Source organism: Pseudoxanthomonas sp. GW2 (assembly GCF_000283075.1).
Classification (GTDB): Bacteria; Pseudomonadota; Gammaproteobacteria; order Xanthomonadales; family Xanthomonadaceae; genus Pseudoxanthomonas.
In genome coordinates this window covers 1-21,642 of sequence record NZ_ALIP01000082.1, presented here as the reverse complement: position 1 = coordinate 21,642, position 21,642 = coordinate 1, and the positions used below count along the sequence as shown (strand labels likewise).

17 protein-coding genes and 1 pseudogene are annotated in these 21,642 nt (G+C 71.3%); 8 read left to right on the top strand and 10 right to left on the bottom strand.

The window, feature by feature from the left end; all coding sequences use genetic code 11:
• Nucleotides 1-310: pseudogene (locus B351_RS16280) on the bottom strand (16S rRNA methyltransferase); the annotation flags it as partial.
• A 160-nt stretch (nucleotides 311-470) separates the two neighbouring features.
• A complete protein-coding gene (locus B351_RS0105540; protein WP_019398053.1) occupies nucleotides 471-3,317 on the bottom strand; it encodes a TonB-dependent receptor in 2,847 nt (948 codons plus the stop codon).
• 134 nt (nucleotides 3,318-3,451) lie between these two features.
• Here B351_RS0105540 and agaR point away from each other — a divergent pair, with 134 nt between their 5' ends.
• Nucleotides 3,452-4,234 (top strand): transcriptional repressor AgaR, encoded by a 783-nt coding sequence (agaR, locus tag B351_RS0105535; RefSeq protein WP_019398052.1) that lies wholly within the window; start codon nucleotides 3,452-3,454, stop codon nucleotides 4,232-4,234.
• A 12-nt stretch (nucleotides 4,235-4,246) separates the two neighbouring features.
• Here the strand turns inward: agaR and B351_RS0105530 are convergent, their stop codons facing one another.
• Complete coding sequence (locus B351_RS0105530) at nucleotides 4,247-5,380, bottom strand: amidohydrolase family protein (RefSeq protein ID WP_232207893.1); 1,134 nt, start codon at nucleotides 5,378-5,380, stop codon at nucleotides 4,247-4,249.
• A 124-nt stretch (nucleotides 5,381-5,504) separates the two neighbouring features.
• Here B351_RS0105530 and B351_RS0105525 point away from each other — a divergent pair, with 124 nt between their 5' ends.
• The 5 genes from B351_RS0105525 to B351_RS0105505 are packed head-to-tail and all read left to right on the top strand — an operon-like array spanning nucleotide 5,505 to nucleotide 11,916.
• Nucleotides 5,505-7,604, top strand: coding sequence for a glycoside hydrolase family 36 protein (locus tag B351_RS0105525; protein ID WP_026010399.1), 2,100 nt, complete (start codon nucleotides 5,505-5,507; stop codon nucleotides 7,602-7,604).
• Nucleotides 7,601-8,500, top strand: coding sequence for a DMT family transporter (locus B351_RS0105520; protein ID WP_019398049.1), 900 nt, complete (start codon nucleotides 7,601-7,603; stop codon nucleotides 8,498-8,500). The genes B351_RS0105525 and B351_RS0105520 overlap by 4 nt, the downstream gene beginning before the upstream one ends.
• 32 nt (nucleotides 8,501-8,532) lie before the next feature.
• Complete coding sequence (locus B351_RS0105515; RefSeq protein ID WP_019398048.1) at nucleotides 8,533-9,822, top strand: D-tagatose-bisphosphate aldolase, class II, non-catalytic subunit; 1,290 nt, start codon at nucleotides 8,533-8,535, stop codon at nucleotides 9,820-9,822.
• The gene (locus B351_RS0105510; RefSeq protein WP_019398047.1) at nucleotides 9,812-10,969 is read left to right on the top strand and encodes an SIS domain-containing protein; all 1,158 of its coding nucleotides are present in this window, start codon (nucleotides 9,812-9,814) and stop codon (nucleotides 10,967-10,969) included. The genes B351_RS0105515 and B351_RS0105510 overlap by 11 nt, the downstream gene beginning before the upstream one ends.
• Complete coding sequence (locus tag B351_RS0105505) at nucleotides 10,969-11,916, top strand: N-acetylglucosamine kinase (protein ID WP_019398046.1); 948 nt, start codon at nucleotides 10,969-10,971, stop codon at nucleotides 11,914-11,916. The genes B351_RS0105510 and B351_RS0105505 overlap by 1 nt, the downstream gene beginning before the upstream one ends.
• Before the next feature lie 208 nt (nucleotides 11,917-12,124).
• On the opposite strand, the gene alr is transcribed toward B351_RS0105505, so the two are convergent.
• Together alr and B351_RS0105495 are read right to left on the bottom strand one after the other, a co-directional pair.
• Nucleotides 12,125-13,195, bottom strand: coding sequence for an alanine racemase (gene alr / locus B351_RS0105500; RefSeq protein ID WP_019398045.1), 1,071 nt, complete (start codon nucleotides 13,193-13,195; stop codon nucleotides 12,125-12,127).
• 52 nt (nucleotides 13,196-13,247) lie between these two features.
• Nucleotides 13,248-14,558, bottom strand: a complete 1,311-nt coding sequence (locus tag B351_RS0105495) for a D-amino acid dehydrogenase (protein ID WP_026010398.1) — start codon at nucleotides 14,556-14,558, stop codon at nucleotides 13,248-13,250.
• A gap of 149 nt (nucleotides 14,559-14,707) precedes the next feature.
• Between B351_RS0105495 and B351_RS0105490 the strand changes: the two genes are divergently transcribed.
• Nucleotides 14,708-15,211 (top strand): winged helix-turn-helix transcriptional regulator, encoded by a 504-nt coding sequence (locus B351_RS0105490; RefSeq protein WP_019398043.1) that lies wholly within the window; start codon nucleotides 14,708-14,710, stop codon nucleotides 15,209-15,211.
• A gap of 150 nt (nucleotides 15,212-15,361) precedes the next feature.
• Here B351_RS0105490 and B351_RS0105485 read toward each other — a convergent pair whose 3' ends face one another.
• From B351_RS0105485 to B351_RS0105470, 4 genes are all read right to left on the bottom strand, one after another.
• Entirely contained in the window at nucleotides 15,362-17,542 is a 2,181-nt protein-coding gene (locus tag B351_RS0105485; protein WP_019398042.1) for a carboxy terminal-processing peptidase, read from the bottom strand.
• A 217-nt stretch (nucleotides 17,543-17,759) separates the two neighbouring features.
• Nucleotides 17,760-18,773 carry a lipoyl synthase gene (lipA, locus tag B351_RS0105480; protein WP_019398041.1) on the bottom strand — a complete coding sequence of 338 codons (1,014 nt, stop codon included), beginning with the start codon at nucleotides 18,771-18,773 and terminating at the stop codon, nucleotides 17,760-17,762.
• Between the two features lie 361 nt (nucleotides 18,774-19,134).
• The gene (gene lipB / locus B351_RS0105475) at nucleotides 19,135-19,848 is read right to left on the bottom strand and encodes a lipoyl(octanoyl) transferase LipB (RefSeq protein WP_026010396.1); all 714 of its coding nucleotides are present in this window, start codon (nucleotides 19,846-19,848) and stop codon (nucleotides 19,135-19,137) included.
• Complete coding sequence (locus tag B351_RS0105470) at nucleotides 19,836-20,114, bottom strand: DUF493 family protein (protein WP_019398039.1); 279 nt, start codon at nucleotides 20,112-20,114, stop codon at nucleotides 19,836-19,838. The genes lipB and B351_RS0105470 overlap by 13 nt, the downstream gene beginning before the upstream one ends.
• 147 nt (nucleotides 20,115-20,261) lie before the next feature.
• On the opposite strand from B351_RS0105470, the gene B351_RS0105465 reads away from it, so the two are divergent.
• A complete protein-coding gene (locus B351_RS0105465; protein WP_083852396.1) occupies nucleotides 20,262-21,332 on the top strand; it encodes a lipid A deacylase LpxR family protein in 1,071 nt (356 codons plus the stop codon).
• A gap of 51 nt (nucleotides 21,333-21,383) precedes the next feature.
• Here the strand turns inward: B351_RS0105465 and B351_RS16275 are convergent.
• Nucleotides 21,384-21,642, bottom strand: a 259-nt coding sequence (locus B351_RS16275; RefSeq protein ID WP_039730917.1) for a hypothetical protein, incomplete at its 5' end; no start/stop codon positions are given.

The following is a 21,642-nucleotide window of genomic DNA, read 5'->3' as shown; positions in this document are numbered from 1 at the left end:
GCGCGGCCAGGTCCACGGCGCGTGCCAGCAGGGCGCGCGCCTCCTCGCGCTGGCGCGGCGGCAGCACCAGCACCAGCGCCGCCGCCGGCTCGTCGGCGGGCAGTTCCGGGACCGCGTCGATCCCGGCGCGCTGCAGCGCGTCGGCCAGCGGCCGCGAGCCCTGCTCGCAGCGCAGGCGCGAAAGGTCGTGGCGGCGCAGCGGCCAGCCGTCGCGCCCACGCAGGAACAGCACGCGGCCCCGCGGCCACGGCAGGACGCCGCCGTCGAACGGCAGCAGCAGGGCCTTGAGGGGTTCGTCTTCGGTGCTCACGCGGTCGGGAACGGGCGGCGGGGCCGGCCATTATCCGCCAGTCGCGGCAGTGCGCCGCAGCGGCCGGTGCGCGGGCAAAAAAAGAAGGCCAGCCTCCGCGGGGGAGGCTGGCCCGGGTTACGCGGCGTCATGGCCGGCGCCGCGTCGCCCTCTCGCAAGCTCAGAAGCGGTAGCTCACCCCGAGGGTGATGCCGCGGCCGTAGCGGTAGTAGCCCTGGCTCAGCAGCGGGTTGCCGTTGATACTGTAGGTGTTGGCCTCGTCCAGCAGGTTGCGGCCTTCCAGCGAGAAGGTCAGGTGCTTGTCGTACTCGTAGGACACGTGCGCGGTGACCCAGGTGATCGGGTCGGCCACTTCGTTGAAGCCGGCGCCGAGCACGTTGGTCGCGGTGACGAAGCCGTCGGTGCGGTCGGCGGTGACGCCGGCCGACCACGGGCCACGCTCGTACATCACGCCCAGCGAGTACACCGACGGGGCGATGCCCTCCAGCGGGCGCTCCTCGCCGTCGACCCAGCTGCTGGACCAGTTGCGGGTGTACTGCGCGCGCACGCCGAAGCCGTTGTCCCAGAAGTGCTGGGCGCCGATCTCGTAGCCATGCACCTTGGCGTGGTCGCCGTTGATCGGGCGCATGATGTTGAACAGGGTCGGGCCGTCGGTGATGGCGTTGCCGGCGGCGTCGAGGATCGGGCCGACGCCGATGTCCTCGCCGGGCTCCCAGCTGGTGGTGATCTGGTTCTTGATCTTCTTGTAGTACACCGCGAAGTTGAAGATCGAGTTCTCGGCGAAGTACCACTCCAGCGAGGCGTCGGCCTGGTTGGCGGTGTACGGCTTCAGCTCGGCGTTGCCGCCGTAGATCTGGGTGAACTCGCCCCAGGACACGCTCTCGGTGGTGTTGGTCGGCGCCAGGGTGCTGACCGCCGGGCGTGCCATGGTCTTGGCCGCGCCCAGGCGCAGCAGCAGGTCCTCGCTGAAGTGCCAGCTGAAGTTGGCCGACGGCAGCGCGTAGGTGTAGTCCGAGGTCTGGTAGATCGAGCTGGGCTCGGCGTAGGTGGCGGTGTAGTTCCAGGCGCCGTTCTCGACGATCTTCGTGATCTTCGCGTCCCAGGCCTGGGCGGTGGTGCGGGTCTTGACCAGGCGCACGCCGGCGTTGGCGTCCCAGCGCTCGCCGGCCATCTCCAGCTCGACGTAGCCGGTCCAGGTCTTCTCCGTCACCCGGTAGCTTTCCAGCGGGTTCCACACCGGGCCGGCGGCGGCGTAGTCGTACGGGGTGCCGTCCGGGCGGGTGCCGTTGTAGGCCTTCAGCGCCTCGATGTAGGCCGGCACGTCGAACGCCAGGAACGAGCGCGGGAACACCGAGCCGGACTCGTCCATGAAGTGCGGCAGGTTGAAGCTGCGCGAGAGCACGTTGCCGCCCAGCAGGCCGACGTTGATCGCGTTGTCGCCGGAGTAGTAGTCGGCGCCGCCGTTGAGCGAGTTGTTGACCAGGTCGCGCGACTTCTTGCGCTGGTTGTGGCCGATCCCGAACTTGATCTTGTCGATGTTCAGTTCGCCCACGTACAGCTCGCCGCCGACGTTGCTGCCGGTGATCTGGTCGCGGACGTTGTCGCCGGCCAGCGAGAAGTAATGGGTGTTGAAGTCGGACGGGCCGAACTCGCCGTTGGCCAGGCCGGCGGCCAGCTGGCGGCCGTCGGCGAAGGTGGCCTCGACGTTGGGCACGCCCTTGTCCAGCCAGAAGTGCGAGGTGTTGGGCTGGTTCATGCGCAGGACCACGTAGGTGTCCTGGCCGCCGGAACGGCGCTCGGAGCTGGAGCGGTAGACGTCGCCCACCAGCAGCAGGTTGTCGCTGGCCTGCCAGTGGACGTTGGCGCCGAACAGGTCGGTGTCGACCACGCGGTGCTCGGTCTGGTTCAGCAGCTCCGGGTTCAGGCGCAGCTCGGGGTCGTCGCTGGTGATGTCGAACGCGGTGACCACGCCGTTGCGGACCACCATGTTTTCCCAGCGGCCCGGCGCGTACAGCGGGTAGTAGGACTGCTGGTAGCCGACCTGCGGCGAATCCAGGCGGGTCTTCAGGCCGTCGACGGTGACGCGCAGGTCGCTGGTCGGGCGCCACTCCACCTTGGCGGTGAAGGCGGTGCGCTTCTTCTCCTCCAGGATCGAACCGACGCGGAACTGGCCGGGGCCGATCAGGCCGTACTCCTCCGGGTCCAGCTCGCCGTTGCCGTTGGGGTCGATCGAGCCGCCCCAGGCGTTGCCCCACAGCCAGCTTTCGTCGGTCGGGTCGGGGTTGCGGGTCCAGCCGCCGTCGTTGCCGGCCACGTCGGTGCGGTCCTTGCGCTTGGCGTAGACCGTGCCGACCACCACGCCGATGGTGTCGTCGGCGAAGGTGTTGCTGTAGACGGCCGAAAGCTTGCCGCCGTTGAGCTCGGACATCAGGTTGCGGTCGCCTTCCAGGCGCACGGCGCCGTGCTGGCCCTTCTGGTCGAACGGGCTGGCCGAGCGCAGGTTGATCAGGCCGCCGATCGCGCCCTCGGTGAGGGAGGCCTGCGCGCCCTTGACCACGTCGGCGCCGCTGATCACGTCGGCCGGCAGCACGTCGAAGGCGAAGTCGCGGCCGGCACCGTCGGTGGCGAGGATGCGGCCGTTGAAGGTGGTGATGGTGTATTCCGGGCCGAGGCCGCGCACGCTGACCTTCTGGCCCTCGCCGCCGGCGGTGCGCGAGATGGCCACGCCGGTGATGTGGCTGAGCGAGTCGGCCACGTTGTCGTCCGGGAACTTGCCCAGCTCCAGCGCGCTGATGGAGTCCTGCACGGTGCCGGCCTCGCGCTTGAGCTCGACCGCGCGGGCCATCGAGGCACGCACGCCGGTCACGACCACGGCATCCAGTTCCTGCGGGGCGGCTTCGGCCGTGGCGGCGGCGTCCTGGGCCAGCGCGGCGACCGAGGGGGACGCCAGCAACGCCACGGCGATGCCACGGAACAGCGTATTGCGACGCGGGAATAGCGACTTCACGGGCTCTCTCTCCTCGGCAGGTGAAGAACGATTGTGAACGGAACGAAACCGAGCGTAACCTAGTGTTTCGTTTCCTATCAATAGCGAAAGCAAACGAAATACGACATACTCGCCCGCAGGAGGATGGAGGCTCCATGACCAGCACAGGCCGGGACACCAGCCAACGTCGCCTGCAGATCAGCGAACTGGTGCGCCAGCACGGCAGCGTCCAGGTCGCCGAACTCGCCCGGCGCTTCGGCGTGAGCATGCAGACAGTGCGCAAGGACCTGCGCTACCTGAGCGAACGCGGGGTGATGTCGCGTGCCTACGGCGGGGCGATCGACAACGGCGCCCTCGGCGCGCCGGCGGTCGAGCCGCACTACGAGGCCAAGCGCACCTCCCACCTGGAGCAGAAGCGCCGGATCGGCGCGCGCGCGGCCGCCCTGGTCGAGCCGGGCGCGACCATCGCCATCGACTCCGGCACCACCGCCATCCAGCTGGCCGAGGCCCTGCCCAACGTCGAGCTGACCGTGGTCACCAACGACTTCGGCGTGCTTGGCGCGCTGGTGTCCAAGAGCAACATCGAGATCGTGATGCTCGGCGGCCAGCTGCGGCGCAAGAACATGGCCTTCTACGGCGGCCTGACCGTGGAGGCGATCGAGGCCCTGCACGTGGACGCCCTGTTCCTGGGCGTGGACGGCTTCGACCTGGAGCGCGGCATCCCCACCCACTACGAGCCGGAAGCCCAGCTCAACCGCAAGATGGTGGAGGCCGCGCGCAAGGTCGTGGCGATCACCGACAGCTCCAAGTTCGGCAGGATCTGCCTGCACCGGATCATCCCGGTGTCGGAGCTGGACATGCTGATCACCGACACCGACGCGCCGGCGGACATCGTCCAGGCCTGCGAGCAGCTCGGGGTCGAGCCGCTGCTGGCCTGAACCGCGGCGGCCTCACTCGGCCGCCGCCTCCAGCCCGAACACCCGGGCGGCGTTGCCCCAGTAGATCCGGTCGACGACCTCGCGCGGCAGCGCCAGGCCCGGCACGTCGGCGCGGATCGTCGCGATGTGCTGGGTCTCGGCGGTGGCCAGGTACTTCCAGTCCGACAGCCAGGTTTCGTGCGCCACGCGGCGGAACTCGGCCGGATCGTCGCCCGGCTGCTGGGTCAGGTCGGTGCCGTAGAGCAGGCGGTCGGCGTAGCGGATGAAGAACTGGCGCACCCGCTCCGGGTCGCGCACCGACTGGTACTGCACCTGGGCCATGCGCGCGGCCAGGTCCACGGTGGCGTTGGGGAAGCGGTCCAGGAACTCGCCCAGGCGGCCGACGTCGTACTCCAGGCTGGCCATGTGCGCGCCGACCAGCGACATCTCCGGGTGCGCGGCGAAGAAGCGGTCGCGCGCGGCCATCAGGTCCTCGTAGCCGGGCATGTCCGGCTGCAGGTACATGTGGTACTCCGGGTGGTTGGAGAAGTACTCGCGGTCGTTGTCGGTGGTCATCTCCTCCAGCGGCAGCCAGCAGTTGTGCGGCTCGCCCTGGTGCGCGATCAGCGGCACGCCCAGGCGCGCGATCGCGCCGGCCACCGGGGCCAGGCCCGGGTCGTCGATGCTGACCAGGTTGCCGGCCGGGTCGCGCTCGACCATGCCGATGTTCTTCCACAGCTTCACCGCGCGCGCGCCCTCGGCCACGGCCGCCTCCAGCTCGCCTTCCACCCGCGGCGCCCACTCCGCCGAGCCGTAGCCGGCCATGGTGAAGGTCGCGGCCCAGTGGAAGCGGTCGCTGGCCGCCCCGGCCAGGTCCAGCGCCACCGCATGCTGCTCCGGCACCGGCGGGAACGCCGGGTAGTCGACGTTGATCGACAGCACCGCGAAGTTGTCGGCGGCGGCCTGCTCGACCAGGGCGCGGTCGTGGGTATTGGCGTGCACGTGCGCGTCGAACTTGCGCACCGTGGCGAAGTCGTCCATTGCATAGGTCGCCGGGACCGCGGCCTGCGGCGCCTGCCCGGATCCGCAGGCCGCCAGCGCCAGGGCCAGGCCCAGTGCCGCCATCCCCGTCCGCCAGCGGCCGTCCATGCTCGTGTGCTGTGCCATGCTGTCTCCCGTGGTAGGTGCGAGTAACTAAACGAAACTTTTGTAGCACACAACGAAACGAAATTGTTGCGACAGGTGGCGGTAGACGGTAAGAATGACCCCCAAACCAACCGGGGAGTCCCACATGCCACCCATCGGTCGTCGTTCGGTCCTCAAGCTGGTCGCCGGAGGCATGGCCGCCTCCACCCTGCCGTTTGCCGGCATGCCGCTGGCCCACGCCGCGGCCAGGGTGGCCGCGGGCGCCGGCCGCGCGGTGGTGCAGGACGGCGAGCTGGCGATCGCGTTCGACGAACGCCTGCATACCCGGCTGGCGCGGCGCGGCGAGTTCGCCACCGGCTGGCACGCCAGCGAGGCACTGCTGGTGGACGGCCAGCCGCTGGCCGACTTCCAGTTCACCGGCCAGCGCAGCGAGGGCGTGCGCGACCGCCGCCATGGCAGCGGCGTGCGCACCATCGTCAGCGGCCGCGCGGCCAACGGCGTGGAGAAGCAGGTCGAGGTGACCTTCCTCGCCCGCTATCCCGGCCTGGCCCTGCTGCAGGTCCGCTACCGCAACACCGGCGACGCCCCGCTGGAGGTCGACGGCTGGCGCAACAGCGGCTACAGCCTCGAGGAGCGCGAGGGCGGCTTCTGGAGCTTCTCCGGCGCCACCCACACCGACCGCCGCGACTGGGTGCAGCCGCTGGTGGAAGGCTTCGACCAGCGCAACTCGCTGGACATGGACTCCTCCGACTACGGTGGCGGCACCCCGGTGGCCAACATCTGGCGCCGCGACATCGGCCTGGCCGTGGGCCACGTCGAACCGGTGCCGCACCGGCTGGAGATGCCGGTGCGCCGCACCCCCAACGGCGCCTCCATCGCCATCCAGTCGCCGCACGCGACCACCCTCGCCCCCGGCGCCGAACTGGCCACCGAGCGCACCTTCGTGAGCCTGCACACCGGCGACTACTTCGCCGTGCTGGAGCTCTACCGCCGCTACATGGAGGCCGAGGGCATCGCCGCGCCGGAAGTGCCGGCTTCGGCGTTCGCGCCGGTGTGGTGCGCCTGGGGCTACGAGCGCGACTTCACCTTCGACCAGGTGCTCGGCACCCTGCCCAAGGTCAAGGAGCTGGGCTTCGAGTGGGTGGTGCTGGACGACGGCTGGCAGAACAACGAAGGCGACTGGCAGCTGGACCCGAAGAAGTTCCCCAATGGCGACGCCGACATGCGCCGCTTCGTGGCCGACATCAAGGCCCAGGGCCTGCGGCCGCGCCTGTGGCTGGCGCCGCTGGCCGCCGACCCGGGCAGCGAGGTCCTGTTCAAGCATCCGGACTGGCTGCTGCTGGACGCCGACGGCGGCTTCCAGACCGTGACCTGGTGGAACTCGCTGACCCAGTGCCCCGGCCACCAGCCGGTGGTGGACTACTACGTGGCCCTGGTGAAGAAGATCATCGGCGACTGGGGCTTCGAGGGCCTCAAGCTCGACGGCCACCACCTCAACGGCGTGGCCGCCTGCCACAACCCGGCGCACAACCACGCCGACCCGGACGAGTCCTGCCGCGCCCTGCCCAGGTTCTGGGAGGCCATCCACCGCGCCGCGCACGAGGCCAACCCGGAGGCGGTGGTGGAGCTGTGCCCCTGCGGCACCGCGCTGTCCTTCCACAGCCTGCCGGGCACCGACCAGTTCCCCTCCTCCGACCCGCTCTCGTCCTGGCAGGTCCGGCACAAGGGCAAGACCTTCAAGGCCCTGGCCGGTTCCCGCAGCAGCTACGCCGGCGACCACGTCGAGCTGAGCGACAACGGTGACGACTGGGCCAGCAGCGTCGGCATCGGCGCGGTGATCTCGACCAAGTTCACCTGGCCGAAGGACGTGGAGAACCCCAAGCTCACCCCGCCGCCCGGCGGCCTGCTGCTGGCCGGCGAGCGCGAGCAGCTGTGGGAGAAGTGGGTCGGCCTGTACCGCGAGCACATGCTGCCGCGGGGCGAGTACCTGGGCGCGCTGTACGACATCGGCTTCGACCGCCCCGAGGCGCACGCCATCCGCAAGGACGGCGCCATGTACTACACCTTCTACGCGCCCCAGTACCAGGGCCCGGTGCAGCTGCGCGGCCTGGGCAAGGGCCGCTACAAGGTGCGCGACCTGTTCAACGGCGTGGACCTGGGCGTGGTGGACGCGAAGGCCAACACCCTGCAGGTGTCCTTCAACCGCTTCCTGTTCCTGCAGGCCACCCCGGAGGTGGCCGCATGAGCGCGGTGCCCAGGCGCAGCTGGCTGGGCTATGCCCTGGCCACCGTGGTGCTGTGGGGCATCTGGGGCGCGCTGTCCTCGCTCTCGGCCGAGCGCGGCTTCCCGGACACCCTGGTGTACTGCGTGTGGGCGCTGACCATGATCCCGCCGGCGACCTTCGTGCTGTGGCGCAATGGCTGGAAGCTGGACCGCACCCCGCGCGCGGTGGCCTACGGCCTGCTGATCGGCCTGCTCGGCGCCGGCGGCCAGATGGTGCTGTTCCACGCCCTGACCGTGGGCCCGGCCTACTTCATCTTCCCGGTCATCTCGCTGTCGCCGGTGGTGACCATCGCCCTGTCGTTCGTGCTGCTGCGCGAGCGCACCGGCCGCATGGGCGCGCTGGGCATCGTCCTGGCACTGGTCGCGCTGCCGCTGCTGGACCTCGGCTTCGGCGGTGGCGGCGAAGGCCTGGGCTGGTTCGTGTACGCGCTGCTGATCATGGCCGCCTGGGGCGTGCAGGCCTACTTCATGAAGCTGGCCAACCACACGGTCAGCGCCGAAAGCATCTTCTTCTACATGGCGCTCGGCGCGGTCGCGCTGATCCCGGTGGCCTGGTCGATGACCGACTTCGGCCAGCCGGTGAACACCGGCTGGGACGGCCCCTGGCTGGCGGCGGGCATCCAGGTGCTCAACGCCATCGGCGCGCTGTGCCTGGTCTATGCCTTCCGCTACGGCAAGGCGATCGTGGTGGCGCCGCTGAGCAACTGCGGCGGCCCGCTGGTCACCGCGGCCGTGTCCCTGCTCTTCGCCGGCGTCGTGCCCGGCCCGCTGAAGCTGGTCGGCCTGGCGCTGGCCCTGGTGGCATCCCTGCTGCTGGCCCTGGAGCCGGAGCAGGAAGCGCCGCTGCAATCCCCCTGACCCCCGCTCCCCTCCCCCGAGGTTCGTTTCCCATGCACGTTCTCCAGGACCTGGTCGCGCGCCACAAGCAGGGCATCCCCTGCGGCGTGACCTCGATCTGCTCGGCCCACCCCATCGTCATCGAGGCCTCGCTGCGCCATGCGCAGCGCGCCGGCCTGCCCTTCGTCCTGTTCGAGGCGACCTGCAACCAGGTCAACCAGGACGGCGGCTACACCGGCATGACCCCGGCCGACTTCGTCGCCTTCGTCCACGGCATCGCCGCCAAGGTCGGCTTCGACCCGGCGCGGATCGTGCTCGGCGGCGACCACCTCGGCCCCAACCCGTGGACCGCGCTGGACCCGGAACAGGCGATGGCCAAGGCCGAGGTGATGGTGGCCGCCTACGTGGCCGCAGGCTTCCGCAAGATCCACCTGGACTGCTCCATGGCCTGCGCCGGCGATCCGGAACCACTGCCGGAAGCGGAGATCGTCCGCCGCGCGGTGCGCCTGTGCCAGGCCGCCGAGGCCGCATGGCGGCAGGCCGGCGGCGAGGCGCCGGTGTACGTGATCGGCACCGAGGTGCCGGTGCCGGGCGGGGCCACCGAAGCCATCGAAGGGCTGGCGGTGACCACGCCCGCGGCGGCGCTGGCCACGATCCAGGCGCACAGGGACGCGTTCCTGGCCGCCGGCCTGGAAGCAGCCTGGGAGCGGGTGATCGCCTCGGTGGTGCAACCGGGCGTGGAGTTCGACCACCACCAGGTGGTGGACTACGTGCCGGAGAAGGCCGCCGCCCTGAGCCAGGCGATCGAGTCGGTGCCGGGCATGGTGTTCGAGGCCCATTCCACCGACTACCAGACCCGCAACGCGCTGGCCGCGCTGGTGCGCGACCACTTCGCCATCCTCAAGGTCGGCCCCGGCCTGACCTTCGCCCTGCGCGAGGCGCTGTGGGCGCTGGACGCGATCGAGCGCGAGTGGATCGCCCCGGACGCGCGCGCCGAGCTGCGCGAGACCGCGCTGGACCGCATGCGCGCCGAGCCGAAGTACTGGCAACGCTACTACCACTCGCGCGGCCAGCAGCTGACCGTCGACCTCAACTACAGCCTCAGCGACCGCATCCGCTACTACTGGCCCGACCCGGCGATCGAGGCCTCGCGCCAGCGCCTGTTCGCCAACCTGCGCGCCAACCCGGCACCGATCTCGCTGGTCGGCCAGTACCTGCCGCGCGCACTGGCCGAGCTGCGCGACGGCCTGGCCGGCAACGATCCGCACGACCTGGCCGTGGCCCACGTCATCTCCGTCCTCAACGACTACCACTTCGCCTGCAGCATCGCTAATGACCACTGAGTTCCTGGGCATCCCCGAATCCGAACTGGCCGCCGCCAAGGCGCTGGCCACCGCGCGCGAGATCGAGCAGCAGCCGCGCATGCTCGTGCGCACCCATGCCCTGGTCGCGCAGATGCATGCCGAACTGGCCGCGTTCATCGCGCCGGTGGCGGGCAATCCCAACGCGCGGGTGATCCTCACCGGCGCCGGCACCTCGGCCTACATCGGCCAGTGCCTGGCCCCGCTGCTGGACCGCCAGGTGGCCGCGCGCGTGGACGCGGTGCCGACCACCGACATCGTCGGCTGCCCGCGCCTGTACCTGGACCCGGAGCTGCCGCTGCTGCTGGTGTCCTTCGGCCGCTCGGGCAACAGCCCCGAGAGCCTGGCCGCGGTCGACCTGGCCGAGAAGCTGGTCAAGGACGTGCGCCACCTGGTGGTCACCTGCAATCCGAAGGGCGGCCTGGCCAACCTGGACGTGCGCCAGGCGCTGACCATCCAGCTGCCGGAGGAAACCCATGACGAAAGCTTCGCCATGACCTCCAGCTTCAGCTGCATGATGTACGCCACCCTGGCCGCGTTCTCCGCCGACGGCGCCCTGGACGCGCGCATCGGTCCGCTGGCCAACGCCATGGCCAGGGTGATCGCCGGCAAGCGCAAGGTGCTCAGGACGCTGGCCGAGCAGAAGTTCGAGCGCGTGGTCTACCTGGGCAGCGGCCTGTTCCAGGGCCTGGCGCGCGAGGCCACGCTGAAGCTGGGCGAGCTGACCAACGGCGCGGTGGCCACCTGCTTCGATTCGCCGCTGGGCTTCCGCCACGGGCCGAAGACCTTCGTCAGCGAGCGCACCGTGGTGTTCGTGTTCGTGTCCAACGACCCGCTCACCTGCCGCTACGACCACGACCTGATCGACGAGCTGCGCCGCGACGGCCGCGCCGCGCACGTGGTCGAGGTGACCGCGCGCCCGCGCGCCGGGCACCTGGCCAGCAGCATCGTGCTGGAGGGCATGGAGCAGGCGCCGGACGCGGACCTGCTGTGGCCGTACATCGCCGCCGCCCAGGTCTACGCGTTCTTCGCCTCGCGCGCGCTGGGCCTGGCCCCGGACAATCCCAACCCGCAGGGGCTGGTCAACCGCGTGGTCCAGGGCGTGACCCTGCATCCGCTGGAGGGCTGATGGACGCGCCCTGCTTCCTCGGCGTGGACGGTGGCGGCACCAAGACCCGCTTCGTCCTGATCGACGCCAGCGGCAAGGTGCTGGCGGAGGCCCAGCTCGGCACCACCGACGTCACCCAGGTCGGCGTCGAGGGAGCGGTGCGCGTGCTTGGCGAGGGCATCGCCCAGGTGGTGACCCAGGCCGGCGTCGACGGCGCCGGCATCGCCCATGCGTTCTTCGGCCTGCCCTGCCATGGCGAGGACGGCGGCGTCGACCAGCAGCTGGACGCGATCCCGGGCGAGCTGCTCGGCCACGACCGCTACGCGTGCGGCAACGACATGGTCTGCGGCTGGGCCGGCTCGCTGGCCTGCGCCGACGGCATCAACATCGTCGCCGGCACCGGCTCGATCGGCTACGGCCAGTACCAGGGACGCGCGGCGCGCGTGGGCGGCTGGGGCGAGGTGTTCTCCGACGAGGGCTCGGCCTACTGGATCGCGGTGCGCGGCCTCAACGCGTATTCGCGCATGAGCGACGGCCGCTTGCCGAAGGGCCCGCTGCACGCGGTGTTCAACCGCGCCCTCGGCCTGCAGCGCGACCTGGACCTGTGCGCGCGGATCAACGGCGCCGGCGGCCGGGCGCGCGGCGAGCTGGCGCAGCTGTCGCGGCTGGTCAGCGAGGCGGCGGCCGCGGGCGACGCGGTGGCGCTGGCGATCTTCTCCGACGCGGCGCGGGAGTTGGCGGCGATCGCGCTGGCCCTGCACCGGGAACTGCGGTTCCCGGCCGGCACGCCGGTGCCGCTGTCCTGGTCCGGCGGCGCCTTCAGCGCCGGCGAACTGCTGCTGCAGCCGTTCCGCGAGGCCCTGGCCCGGGCCGATGCCGGGTTCGTGCCGACCGCGCCGAAGCATCCGCCGCACTACGGCGCGGCGCTGTACGCCGCGCGCCTGGCCGGCGTGTCCATCGCGGCCTGATTTCCCCCAAGGACAGCCGGGCCGCTCCTCCCCTCCATGGCCCGGCTGTCCGTCTTCTTCCGTGCATGGCGGCCACCCGCCGGCACATGAAAAAGCCAGCCCCGCGGGGCTGGCCGGAAAACGTGGCGGCACCGGCCGCTGCATCAAGTAGTCCGCGCGCCGGGCCCATCCCGCGGGAGGATGGCCTGCGCGCCGCGCCCGCGCGGGCTCAGTCCTGGTACTGCAGCGGCACGCGCTTGACCGCGCACAGCAGGCGGTAGCTGCTGGTCTGGCTGTGCGCCACCACCTGCGCGGCCGGCACCCGGCTGCCCCACAGCTCGACCACGCTGCCGACCCCGGCGTGCGGGTGGTCGGTCAGGTCCACGGTGAGCATGTCCATCGACACCCGGCCGACGAGGCGCCCGGGGCGGCCATCGATCGCCACCGGGGTGCCGTTGACCGCGAACTGCGGGTAGCCGTCGGCATAGCCCATCGCCACCACACCCACCCGGGTGGGCGCCTCGGTGACGAAGCGCGCGCCGTAACCCACCGGTTCGCCCGCGGGCAGCTCGCGCACCGCGATCACCTTCGACTCCAGGGTCATCACCGGGCGCAGCTGCGCGGCCAGGTCGTGGTCCTGGGCGAACGGCGAGACGCCGTACAGCATCAGGCCCGGGCGCGCCCAGTCGCCGCGTGCCTGCGGCCAGCCCAGCAGCGCCGGCGAGTTGCAGATGCTGGTCTGGCCCGGCAGCCCGGCGGTGGCGCGGGTGAAGGTGTCCAGCTGCTCGCGGGTGCGCGCGCAGTCCAGTTCGTCGGCGCGCGCGAAATGGCTCATCTTCACCACCACGCGCACGTGCGGCAGCGCCTCCAGCCGGCGCCAGGTGGCGGCGTAGTCGTCGGCGCCGATGCCCACGCGGTGCATGCCCGAGTCCAGCTTCAGCCACACCGTCAGCGGCGCCGGCAGCGGCGTGCGCTCCAGCGCCTCCACCTGCCAGGGTGCGTGGACCACGCACCACAGGTCGTGCTGCAGCAGCAGCGGCAGTTCGGAAGCCTCGAAGAAGCCCTCCAGCAGCAGGATCGGCTTGCGGATCCCGGCCTCGCGCAGGACCAGCGCCTCCTCGATGCAGGCCACCGCGAAGCCGTCGGCCTCCGGCTCCAGCGCCGCAGCGCAGCGCAGCGCGCCATGGCCGTAGGCATCGGCCTTGACCACCGCCAGCGCGCGCCCGCCGCCGAGGCTGCGTGCCAGGCGGTAGTTGTGGCGCAGGGCGGAAAGGTCGATCAGGGCGCGGGCGGGACGCATGGCAGGCAGGGGGCAGCGGGAACGGGGAAGCGGTGTGCGGATGCGCGCCGGATCAGGGCGACATTGTCGCCGGAACCGGGCCCTTGCCGTCGCCGCGCGCGCCGCCGCGGCCGTAGCGCGAGATGTCCAGGCCCTCGCGGCGGATGCCGGTGGGCTGGCGCGCGATCACGTCGGCCAGGTAGCGGCCGGAACCGCAGGCCATGGTCCAGCCCAGGGTGCCGTGGCCGGTGTTGAGGTACAGGTTGCGCAGGCGGGTCTCGCCCACCACCGGGGTGCCGTCGGGCGTGGCCGGGCGCAGGCCGGTCCAGAACGTGGCCCGGGACAGGTCGCCGCCACGCGGGTAGAGATCGTTGACCACCTTCTCCAGGGTCGCGCGCCGGCGCGGATCCAGGCGCAGGTCGAAGCCGGCCACCTCGGCCATGCCGCCGACGCGGATGCGCTGGTCGAAGCGGGTGATGGCGATCTTGTAGGTCTCGTCGAGGATGGTCGAGGTCGGCGCCATCTCCGGATCGGTGATCGGGATGGTCAGCGAGTAGCCCTTGAGCGGGTACACCGGCAGGTCGATGCCCAGCGGCCGCAGCAGCCGCGGCGACCAGCTGCCCAGCGCCAGCACGTAGCGGTCGGCGGTCTCGACGCGGCCGTCGATGCGCACGCCGGTGACGCGCTCGCCATCGGACTCGATCGCCTCGATGGTCGCGCCGTAGCGGAACTCCACGCCCTGCGCCGCGGCCAGCGCGGCCAGGCGCTCGCTGAACAGCTGGCAGTCGCCGGTCTGGTCGCCGGGCAGGCGCAGGCCGCCCACCAGCAGGCCGGAGGCGGCGGCCAGCGCCGGCTCCACGCGGGCGATGCCGGCGCGGTCCAGCACCTCGTAGGGCACGCCGGCCTGCTCCAGCACCGCGATGTCGCGCGCCGCGGCGTCCAGCTGGGCCTGGGTGCGGAACAGCTGGGTGGTGCCCAGCTTGCGGCCTTCCCAGCTCAGCCCGGTCTCGCGCGCCAGCTCGTCCATGCAGTCGCGGCTGTACTCGGCCAGCCGCACCATGCGCTCCTTGTTCACCGCGTAGCGGCCGGCGGTGCAGTTGCGCAGCATCTGCCACAGCCAGCGGTACTGCGCCGGGTCGGAGGTCAGGCGGATCGCCAGCGGGGCGTGTTCCTGGAACAGCCACTTGATCGCCTTCAGCGGCACGCCCGGCGCCGCCCAGGGCGAGGCATAGCCCGGCGAGATCTGTCCGGCGTTGGCGAAGCTGGCGCCGCGCGCCGGGCCCGGCTCGCGGTCGACCACGGCCACCTCGAAGCCGGCGCGCGCCAGGTACCACGCGCTGGCCACGCCAATCACGCCACTGCCAAGAACCAGGACCCGCTGCATCGCACCCTCCGTCAGGAGCTTTCACTGCCCCGAAGCGCCGGAGCCATGGAATGTGCGCATACTACCGCCACGATTCCAGGATTATTTTCTGTTTTTCTTCCCGCCAGCCGGCCTTTGCACTGCCACAGGCCGCTTCCACGGAGGTTTCCATGCCCGCCCGCCCCGAACGCCTGCGCGGCGACCGTCCGCGCCACCTGGACCGGATCGACCGCCACATCCTGCGCATCCTGCAGGAGGAGGGCCGCATCTCCTTCACCGAGCTGGGCGAGCGCGTGGGCCTGTCGACCACGCCCTGCACCGAGCGCGTGCGCCGGCTGGAGCGCGACGGGGTGATCACCGGCTACCACGCCCGCCTCAATCCGCAGCACCTGGGCGCCAGCCTGCTGGTGTTCGTGCAGATCAGCCTGGCCTACAAGTCCGGCGACATCTTCGAGGAATTCCGCCGCGCCGCGCTGAAGCTGCCCAACGTGCTGGAATGCCACCTGGTCTCCGGCGACTTCGACTACCTGATCAAGGCGCGCATCACCGAGATGGCCTCCTACCGCCGGCTGCTGGGCAGCAGCCTGCTGACCCTGCCGCACGTGCGCGAGTCCAAGAGCTACATCGTGATGGAGGAGGTCAAGGAGACACTGGCGCTGGATGTGCCTGACTGACGGGATTGGTGATTGGTGATTGGTGATTGGCGATTGGTAACGCGGGCAAGCGGAGCGCAGCCGGGATCGGCTTGCAACGCGCGCGGAACGCACAAAGAAAGACGGCGGCCCCTGGGCCGCCGTTCTTCATTGCACCACCGGCGCCGGGGCTCAGCGCGCCCAGCGCACCGCCGAGGCGGTCAGCGGCAGCACCTGCGCGGTCAGCGGACGGTCCTGCTCCAGCAGGCCGATGGCGTTGGCCAGGATCGCGGCGGCCTCGCGCTGCAACGGGTCCGGGCGCTTCTCGGCCGCCTTCTCGCGCTCGGCGTCCTTGACCACGTCGCGCTCGCTGGCGGTCAGGCCGTCGTCGAAGTCCTCGGCCAGCGGATCCAGCTCCAGGCCCTTCTCCTTGCGGATCGCCTGGCGCTCCTTGCGCTGCTTCTCCTGGCGCTCGCGCTCGGCGCGGCGCTCGGCCTCGTTGAGCGACAGGTACTTCTTCGCCGCTTCCTCGCGGTAGCGCGCCACGTCCTCGCTCCACCACTGGAACTCCAGGTCGTCGGCGATGCGGCGCGCATGCATGGCCTGCAGGCGCGGCAGCAGCGGCTGGAAGTTGCCGTAGCGCTCGTGCGGCACCGCGGCGATGCGGGTCCACGGCAGGGCGTTGTCGTAGGTGCTCTCGCCGAACTCGTTGGCGTCCACGCTCAGCGGGTAGGCGATGTCGGGGACCACGCCCTTGTGCTGGGTGCTGCCGCCTTCGATGCGGAAGAACTGGGCGATGGTCAGCTTGACGTGGCCAAAGCGCGGGCCCTCGGAAGCCGGCCAGCGGTCCAGGTCGACCAGGTTCTGCACCGTGCCCTTGCCGAAGGTGGTCTCGCCGATGATCAGGGCGCGGCCGTAGTCCTGCATCGCCCCGGCGAAGATCTCCGAGGCCGAGGCCGAGGCACGGTTGACCAGCACCGCCAGCGGGCCGTCCCAGGCCACGCCCGGCTTGTTGTCGCTGTTGACCGTGACCCGGCCGCCGGACTCGCGCACCTGCACCACCGGGCCGCGGTCGATGAACAGGCCGGTCAGCTGCACCGCCTCGTCCAGCGAGCCGCCGCCGTTGTTGCGCAGGTCCAGGACCACGCCGTCCACGCCCTCTTCCCGGAAGCGCGCCAGCAGGTTGGCCACGTCGCGGGTGGCGGAGGTGTAGTCGCTGCCGTTGCGGCGGCGGCCCTCGAAGTCCTGGTAGAAGGTCGGCAGCTCGATCACGCCGATCTTGCGCGCCGGCAGGCCGTCCTGCGCCGGGATGTTGTACAGCTTGCTCTTGGCCGCCTGCTCGGACAGCTGGACCCGCGCGCGGGTCAGGGTCACGGTGCGGTGCTCGCCGTCCAGGCCATCCTCGGCCGGGATGTACTCCAGCCGCACCTGGGTGCCCTTGGCACCGCGGATCTTGGCGACCACGTCGTCGATGCGCCAGCCGATCACGTCCTCGACCGGCCCGGACTTGCCCTGGCCCACCCCGACGATGCGGTCGCCGGCCTTGAGCGTGCCGTCCAGGGCCGCCGGGCCGCCGGGGATGATCTCGCGCACCACCACCACGTCGTCCTGGCGCTGCAGCTGGGCGCCGATCCCCTCCAGCGACAGCGACATGGCCTGGTTGAAGTTCTCGGCCGTGCGCGGGTTGAGGTAGTTGGTGTGCGGGTCGATCGAGGCGGTGTAGGCATTGAGGAAGATCGAGAACACGTCCTCGCTCTTGAGCTGGTCCACCGAGCGGGCCAGCTGGGCGTAGCGCTTCTCCAGCGTCCTGCGGATCTCCTCCGGCTCCTTGCCGGCCAGCTTCAGGCGCAGCCAGTCGTTCATCACCGACTTGCGCCACAGCGCGTCCAGCTCGGCGCCGTCGGCGGCCCACGGCGCGTTCTCGCGGTCGTATTCCCAGCGCTCGTTGCCGCTGAAGTCGAAGTTGCCTTCCTGCAGCAGCTTCTGCGCGTAGGCCACGCGCTCGACCACCCGCTGCCGGTACACCGAGAACATGGCGAACGCGGGGCTCGGGTCGCCGCCGCGCACGGCGTCGTCCAGCTGCAGGCGGTAGGGCTCGAAGCGCTGGATGTCAGCCGCGGTGAAGTACTGCTTGTTGCCGTCCAGCGCCTCCAGGTAGCGGCGGAAGATGTCCTCGGACATCGCGTCGTCGGCCGGGCGCGGGCGGTAGGCGTAGCGGCTGTCCGACAGCAGGCCGTAGACCAGGCGGGTGGTGGTGGACTGGTCCGGGGTCGGCGCCACGGCCACCTGCGCGGGGGCGTCGGCGCGCGCGAGCAGCGCCGCGGGGGCGGCCAGCAGGAGGGCGAACAGTGCTGCGGTGATTCTGGAATTCATGCGGGGGCTCGGGCCGGAGGCGGCCGTTGGAAATCGGGCGTCACCGCCACTGGGACCACGGCCGGCGCCGGAAGTTGCCGGACGGTCCCGTGGGTGCACGGGGACGTTCCGCCGCAGGCTAGCCGCTGCGGCGTAGGGAAAGGTGAACGGAAACGGCGTGGCGACGGGGCGCGACGGGGCCGGCGCCCGCGGAGGAGAAGGACCGCGCGCGGCCGGCTCAGGCCGCCACCCCGGCGCCGGCCGCCTGGCGGTCGGCGTGGTAGGACGAACGTACCATCGGCCCGGAGGCGACGTGGCTGAAGCCCAGCTGGTAGCCGTACTCCTCCAGCGCCTTGAACTCCTCGGGGGTCCAGTAGCGCATCACCGGGTGGTGGTGCGCGGTCGGCTGCAGGTACTGGCCAATGGTGACCATGTCCACGTCGTGCGCGCGCAGGTCGCGCAGGGTCGCCTGCACCTGCTCAAGGGTCTCGCCCAGGCCCAGCATGATCCCGGACTTGGTCGGGATCGACGGATGCTGCGCCTTGAAGTTCTTCAGCAGGGTCAGCGACCACTGGTAGTCCGCGCCCGGGCGCACGTTGCGGTACAGGTCCGGGACGGTCTCGATGTTGTGGTTGAACACGTCCGGTGGGTTCTTCGCCAGGATTTCCAGCGCGCGCTCCATGCGCCCCTTGCCGCGGAAGTCCGGGGTCAGGATCTCGATCCGGGTGCCGGGAGCGCGCTCGCGGATGGCGGCGATGCAGTCGACGAAGTGCTGGGCGCCGCCGTCGCGCAGGTCGTCGCGGTCCACGCTGGTGACCACCACGTACCTCAGGCCCATGTCGGCCACGGTCTGGCCGAGGCTGGCCGGCTCGTCCGGATCCGGCGGCTTCGGGCGGCCGTGGGCCACGTCGCAGAACGAGCAGCGGCGGGGGCAGACCTCGCCGAGGATCATGAAGGTCGCGGTGCCGTGGCCGAAGCACTCGTGGATGTTCGGGCAGCTGGCCTCCTCGCACACCGTGACCAGGCGGTTGGCGCGCAGCTTGGCCTTGAGGTTCTGCACGGCGTTGCCGGACGGGATGCGCACGCGGATCCACGAAGGCTTGCGCAGCACCGGGGCGTCGGCGAACTGCACCGGCGAACGGCCGATCTTGTCCCCGCCCAGCTGCTTGGCCCCGGCCTGCAGCGGAGCCGCCGGGGCGACAGGTTCGGACAGGACCTGGAGCGGGATGGTGCGGGGAGCGGCGTCAGTCATGGCGCCTATTGTAGGCCGCCGCCGCGCCCCGCGCCCGGCACCAGCAGTGCCGGGACCGGAACGCCCGGTGGCGGCGGATGGAACGGACGGGGCCAGCCCCCACTGTCCGCGCCTGCGGCGCAGCTGGATGGCACCCCACTCCGGGTACGGGAAAACGAAGCCACGCGCCCGGCGCGCCCGCGGACGCGGTAGCGCGGGGGATGGGGCAAGCAGGCCATGGATGGCCCGTGGTCGCGCATCGGAGCCAGGGCGGCGAGCGGGAGGGGGAAGCCCCGGGCAGTGCGGCCAGGCCAGCGGCGCGCGGCAACACTTCACGCACGCCGGCACCCGGTTTCATTCCCGGCGCACGCGGCGCCGGTCTTCATTCCCCGCCTGGCGCGGCGGAGAGGTCGGGCAGCCCCGCCTGGGGCCGCAGCTCCAGCCCGAACTGGCGCGCGACCTGCTCCAGCAGCACCGGCTTGACCGCATCCATCGAGGACGGGCCGCCCAGGTCCTGCAACGAGGTCACGCGCAGCCCCTGGTAACCGCAGGGATTGATCCGGTGGAACGGCTCCAGGTCCATGCCGATGTTGAACGACAGGCCGTGGAAGCAGCAGCCGCGGCGCACGCGGATGCCCAGCGCCGCGACCTTGGCCCCGCCCACGTACACGCCCGGCGCGCCCTCGCGGCGCTCGCCGCCGATGTTCCATTCCCCGAGCGTGTCGATGATCGCCTGCTCGATCCGGCACACGTACTCGCGCACGCCCACGCCCAGCCGGCGCAGGTCCAGCAGCGGGTAGAGCACGATCTGGCCGGGGCCGTGGTAGGTCACCTGGCCGCCGCGGTCCACGTGCAGCACCGGGATGTCGCCCGGCGCCAGCACGTGCTCGGGCTTGCCGGCCTGGCCGAGGGTGAACACCGGCTCGTGCTCGACCAGCCACAGCTCGTCCACGGTGTCGCCATCGCGCGCGTCGGTGAAACGCTGCATTGCCCGCCACACCGGCTCGTAGGCCTGGCGGCCGAGGTCGAATACCCGCGCCGGGCGCAGGGCGCGGGCCGGCGCCGCGGAGGCGCCGCAGGCGTTCACAGCGTCCATTTCACTTCCGGATGGTCGCGCAGCGCCTGGTGGGCGCGCTCGTACTGCTCGCGGCTCTGGGCGCGGAAGCCGATCCGCACCGAAACGTAGCGGCCGTTGGAGGAATGGCGCCACTGCACGCTTTCCTCCAGCACTTCCACGCCGGTGGCGGCCAGCAGCCGGGGCAGTTCGGTCTCCAGGCCCTTGTCGGCCGCGCCCATGGCGCTGAGCTCGAAGGTGCCGGGGAACTGGAAGCCGTGCTCGGGGTTGTCGGACTTGATTTCCATCGGGGCATTATCAGGGCCTGCGTGCGCGAACCCAAGCGGCGGCGCGTTGCAACGCACCGGTGCGGCCATGCACGCCCCGCGGACGCTCCGCATGCGATTCAATGCGCGTCCCTCCCCCGCCACCTCCCCCGCCCAAGGATCCCGCCCATGCCCGCTCCCGCACGGACGCGACCCCCGCGCGTCCCCACCGCCGCGTTGTTGTTGGTCTTCCTGTTCCCCGCCGCGGCCATCGCCGCCCCGCAATGCAGCAGCAGCCGCCTCAGCGAAACCCCGCCGGCGGTGAACTTCCGCGTCGACAACGACCTGTTCGGCGGCGAGAACCAGGACCAGGGATACACCAATGGCGCGGTGATCACCCTGGTCTCGCCCAACCTGGCCGACTACACCGACGACCCCTGCCTGCCGCGCCCCGCGCGCTGGATCAACCGCTACCTGGAGCGGCTGCATCCCGGCCGCTTCGAGCAGCAGAACATGGTGTTCAGCATCAGCCAGAGCCTGTACACGCCCACCGACTACAGCCGCGCCGACCTGATCCCCGACGACCGCCCGTACGCGGCGATCCTGATGGCCAGCTTCGGCTACAACGCGCGCAGCGGCGACAGCCTGCGCACCACCCAGCTGCAGCTGGGCGTGATCGGCCCGGCGGCCCTGGGCAAGCAGGTGCAGAGGGCGGTGCACCACGTGTTCGACGGCGAGGACTTCCGCGGCTGGGACAACCAGCTGCACAACGAGCCGCTGCTGGGCATCGTGCACGAACGCATGCACCGCTGGGGCGACAGCGAGGGCAACGCCGGCGGCTGGGGCTGGGACGCGATCGCGCACTACGGCGGCGCCCTCGGCAACCGCGCCACCTACGTCAACACCGGCCTGGAACTGCGCTGGGGCTGGCGCCTGCCCGACGACTTCGGCAGCACCCCGCTGCGTCCAGCCGGCGAGAACACCGCGCCGGCGCGCGAACGCCTGTCGGGCTGGTCCTGGCACGTGTTCGCCACCTCCGACGTGCGCGCGGTGGCGCGCGACATCACCCTGGACGGCAACACCTTCCGCAGCAGCCACAGCGTGGACAAGCGGCCGCTGGTGGGCGAGGTCGGCTACGGGATGGCCGTGACCCACGGCCGCTGGAAGTTCGCGCTGGCGCGCTACCACGGCGCGCGCGAGTTCGAGGGGCAGAAGGAGCGGCCGGTGTTCGGCAGCTTCACCATCAGCCGGATGCTGTAGGCCCGGCCGGGAAGCCGGCGCCGCCGCGCGGCGGCGCCGGGGGAACGCGCCTTACTGGGCGACGGTGACCGCGGCCGAGGGCACCCAGCCGCGCTGGCCGACCTCGTTTTCGACCTCGAGCATGGTGCCCTGCTTGCCGCCGGTCGGGAACAGCAGCATGCCGGTGCGCAGCTCGGCCACGACGTCGGCGTCGGCGCTGGGCTGGGCCAGCAGGCGCGCGGTACGGCGCAGGGCCAGGGTCTGGCTGGCCAGCAGCTCCGCGTCCGCGTCCATGTCCGGCGCCACCACCGCCGCCGGCGCCGGCGCGGCA

Coding starts and splice junctions, on each gene's coding strand:
- lipB (WP_026010396.1), bottom strand. CDS start 19,848: ATGGACGCTGTGAACGCCTGCGGCGCCTCCGCGGCGCCGGCCCGCGCC.
- B351_RS0105485 (WP_019398042.1), bottom strand. CDS start 17,542: ATGAATTCCAGAATCACCGCAGCACTGTTCGCCCTCCTGCTGGCCGCC.
- B351_RS0105465 (WP_083852396.1), top strand. CDS start 20,262: ATGCCCGCTCCCGCACGGACGCGACCCCCGCGCGTCCCCACCGCCGCG.
- B351_RS0105525 (WP_026010399.1), top strand. CDS start 5,505: ATGCCACCCATCGGTCGTCGTTCGGTCCTCAAGCTGGTCGCCGGAGGC.
- B351_RS0105520 (WP_019398049.1), top strand. CDS start 7,601: ATGAGCGCGGTGCCCAGGCGCAGCTGGCTGGGCTATGCCCTGGCCACC.
- B351_RS0105515 (WP_019398048.1), top strand. CDS start 8,533: ATGCACGTTCTCCAGGACCTGGTCGCGCGCCACAAGCAGGGCATCCCC.
- B351_RS0105495 (WP_026010398.1), bottom strand. CDS start 14,558: ATGCAGCGGGTCCTGGTTCTTGGCAGTGGCGTGATTGGCGTGGCCAGC.
- B351_RS0105505 (WP_019398046.1), top strand. CDS start 10,969: ATGGACGCGCCCTGCTTCCTCGGCGTGGACGGTGGCGGCACCAAGACC.
- agaR (WP_019398052.1), top strand. CDS start 3,452: ATGACCAGCACAGGCCGGGACACCAGCCAACGTCGCCTGCAGATCAGC.
- B351_RS0105510 (WP_019398047.1), top strand. CDS start 9,812: ATGACCACTGAGTTCCTGGGCATCCCCGAATCCGAACTGGCCGCCGCC.
- alr (WP_019398045.1), bottom strand. CDS start 13,195: ATGCGTCCCGCCCGCGCCCTGATCGACCTTTCCGCCCTGCGCCACAAC.
- lipA (WP_019398041.1), bottom strand. CDS start 18,773: ATGACTGACGCCGCTCCCCGCACCATCCCGCTCCAGGTCCTGTCCGAA.
- B351_RS0105470 (WP_019398039.1), bottom strand. CDS start 20,114: ATGGAAATCAAGTCCGACAACCCCGAGCACGGCTTCCAGTTCCCCGGC.
- B351_RS0105530 (WP_232207893.1), bottom strand. CDS start 5,380: ATGGCACAGCACACGAGCATGGACGGCCGCTGGCGGACGGGGATGGCG.
- B351_RS0105490 (WP_019398043.1), top strand. CDS start 14,708: ATGCCCGCCCGCCCCGAACGCCTGCGCGGCGACCGTCCGCGCCACCTG.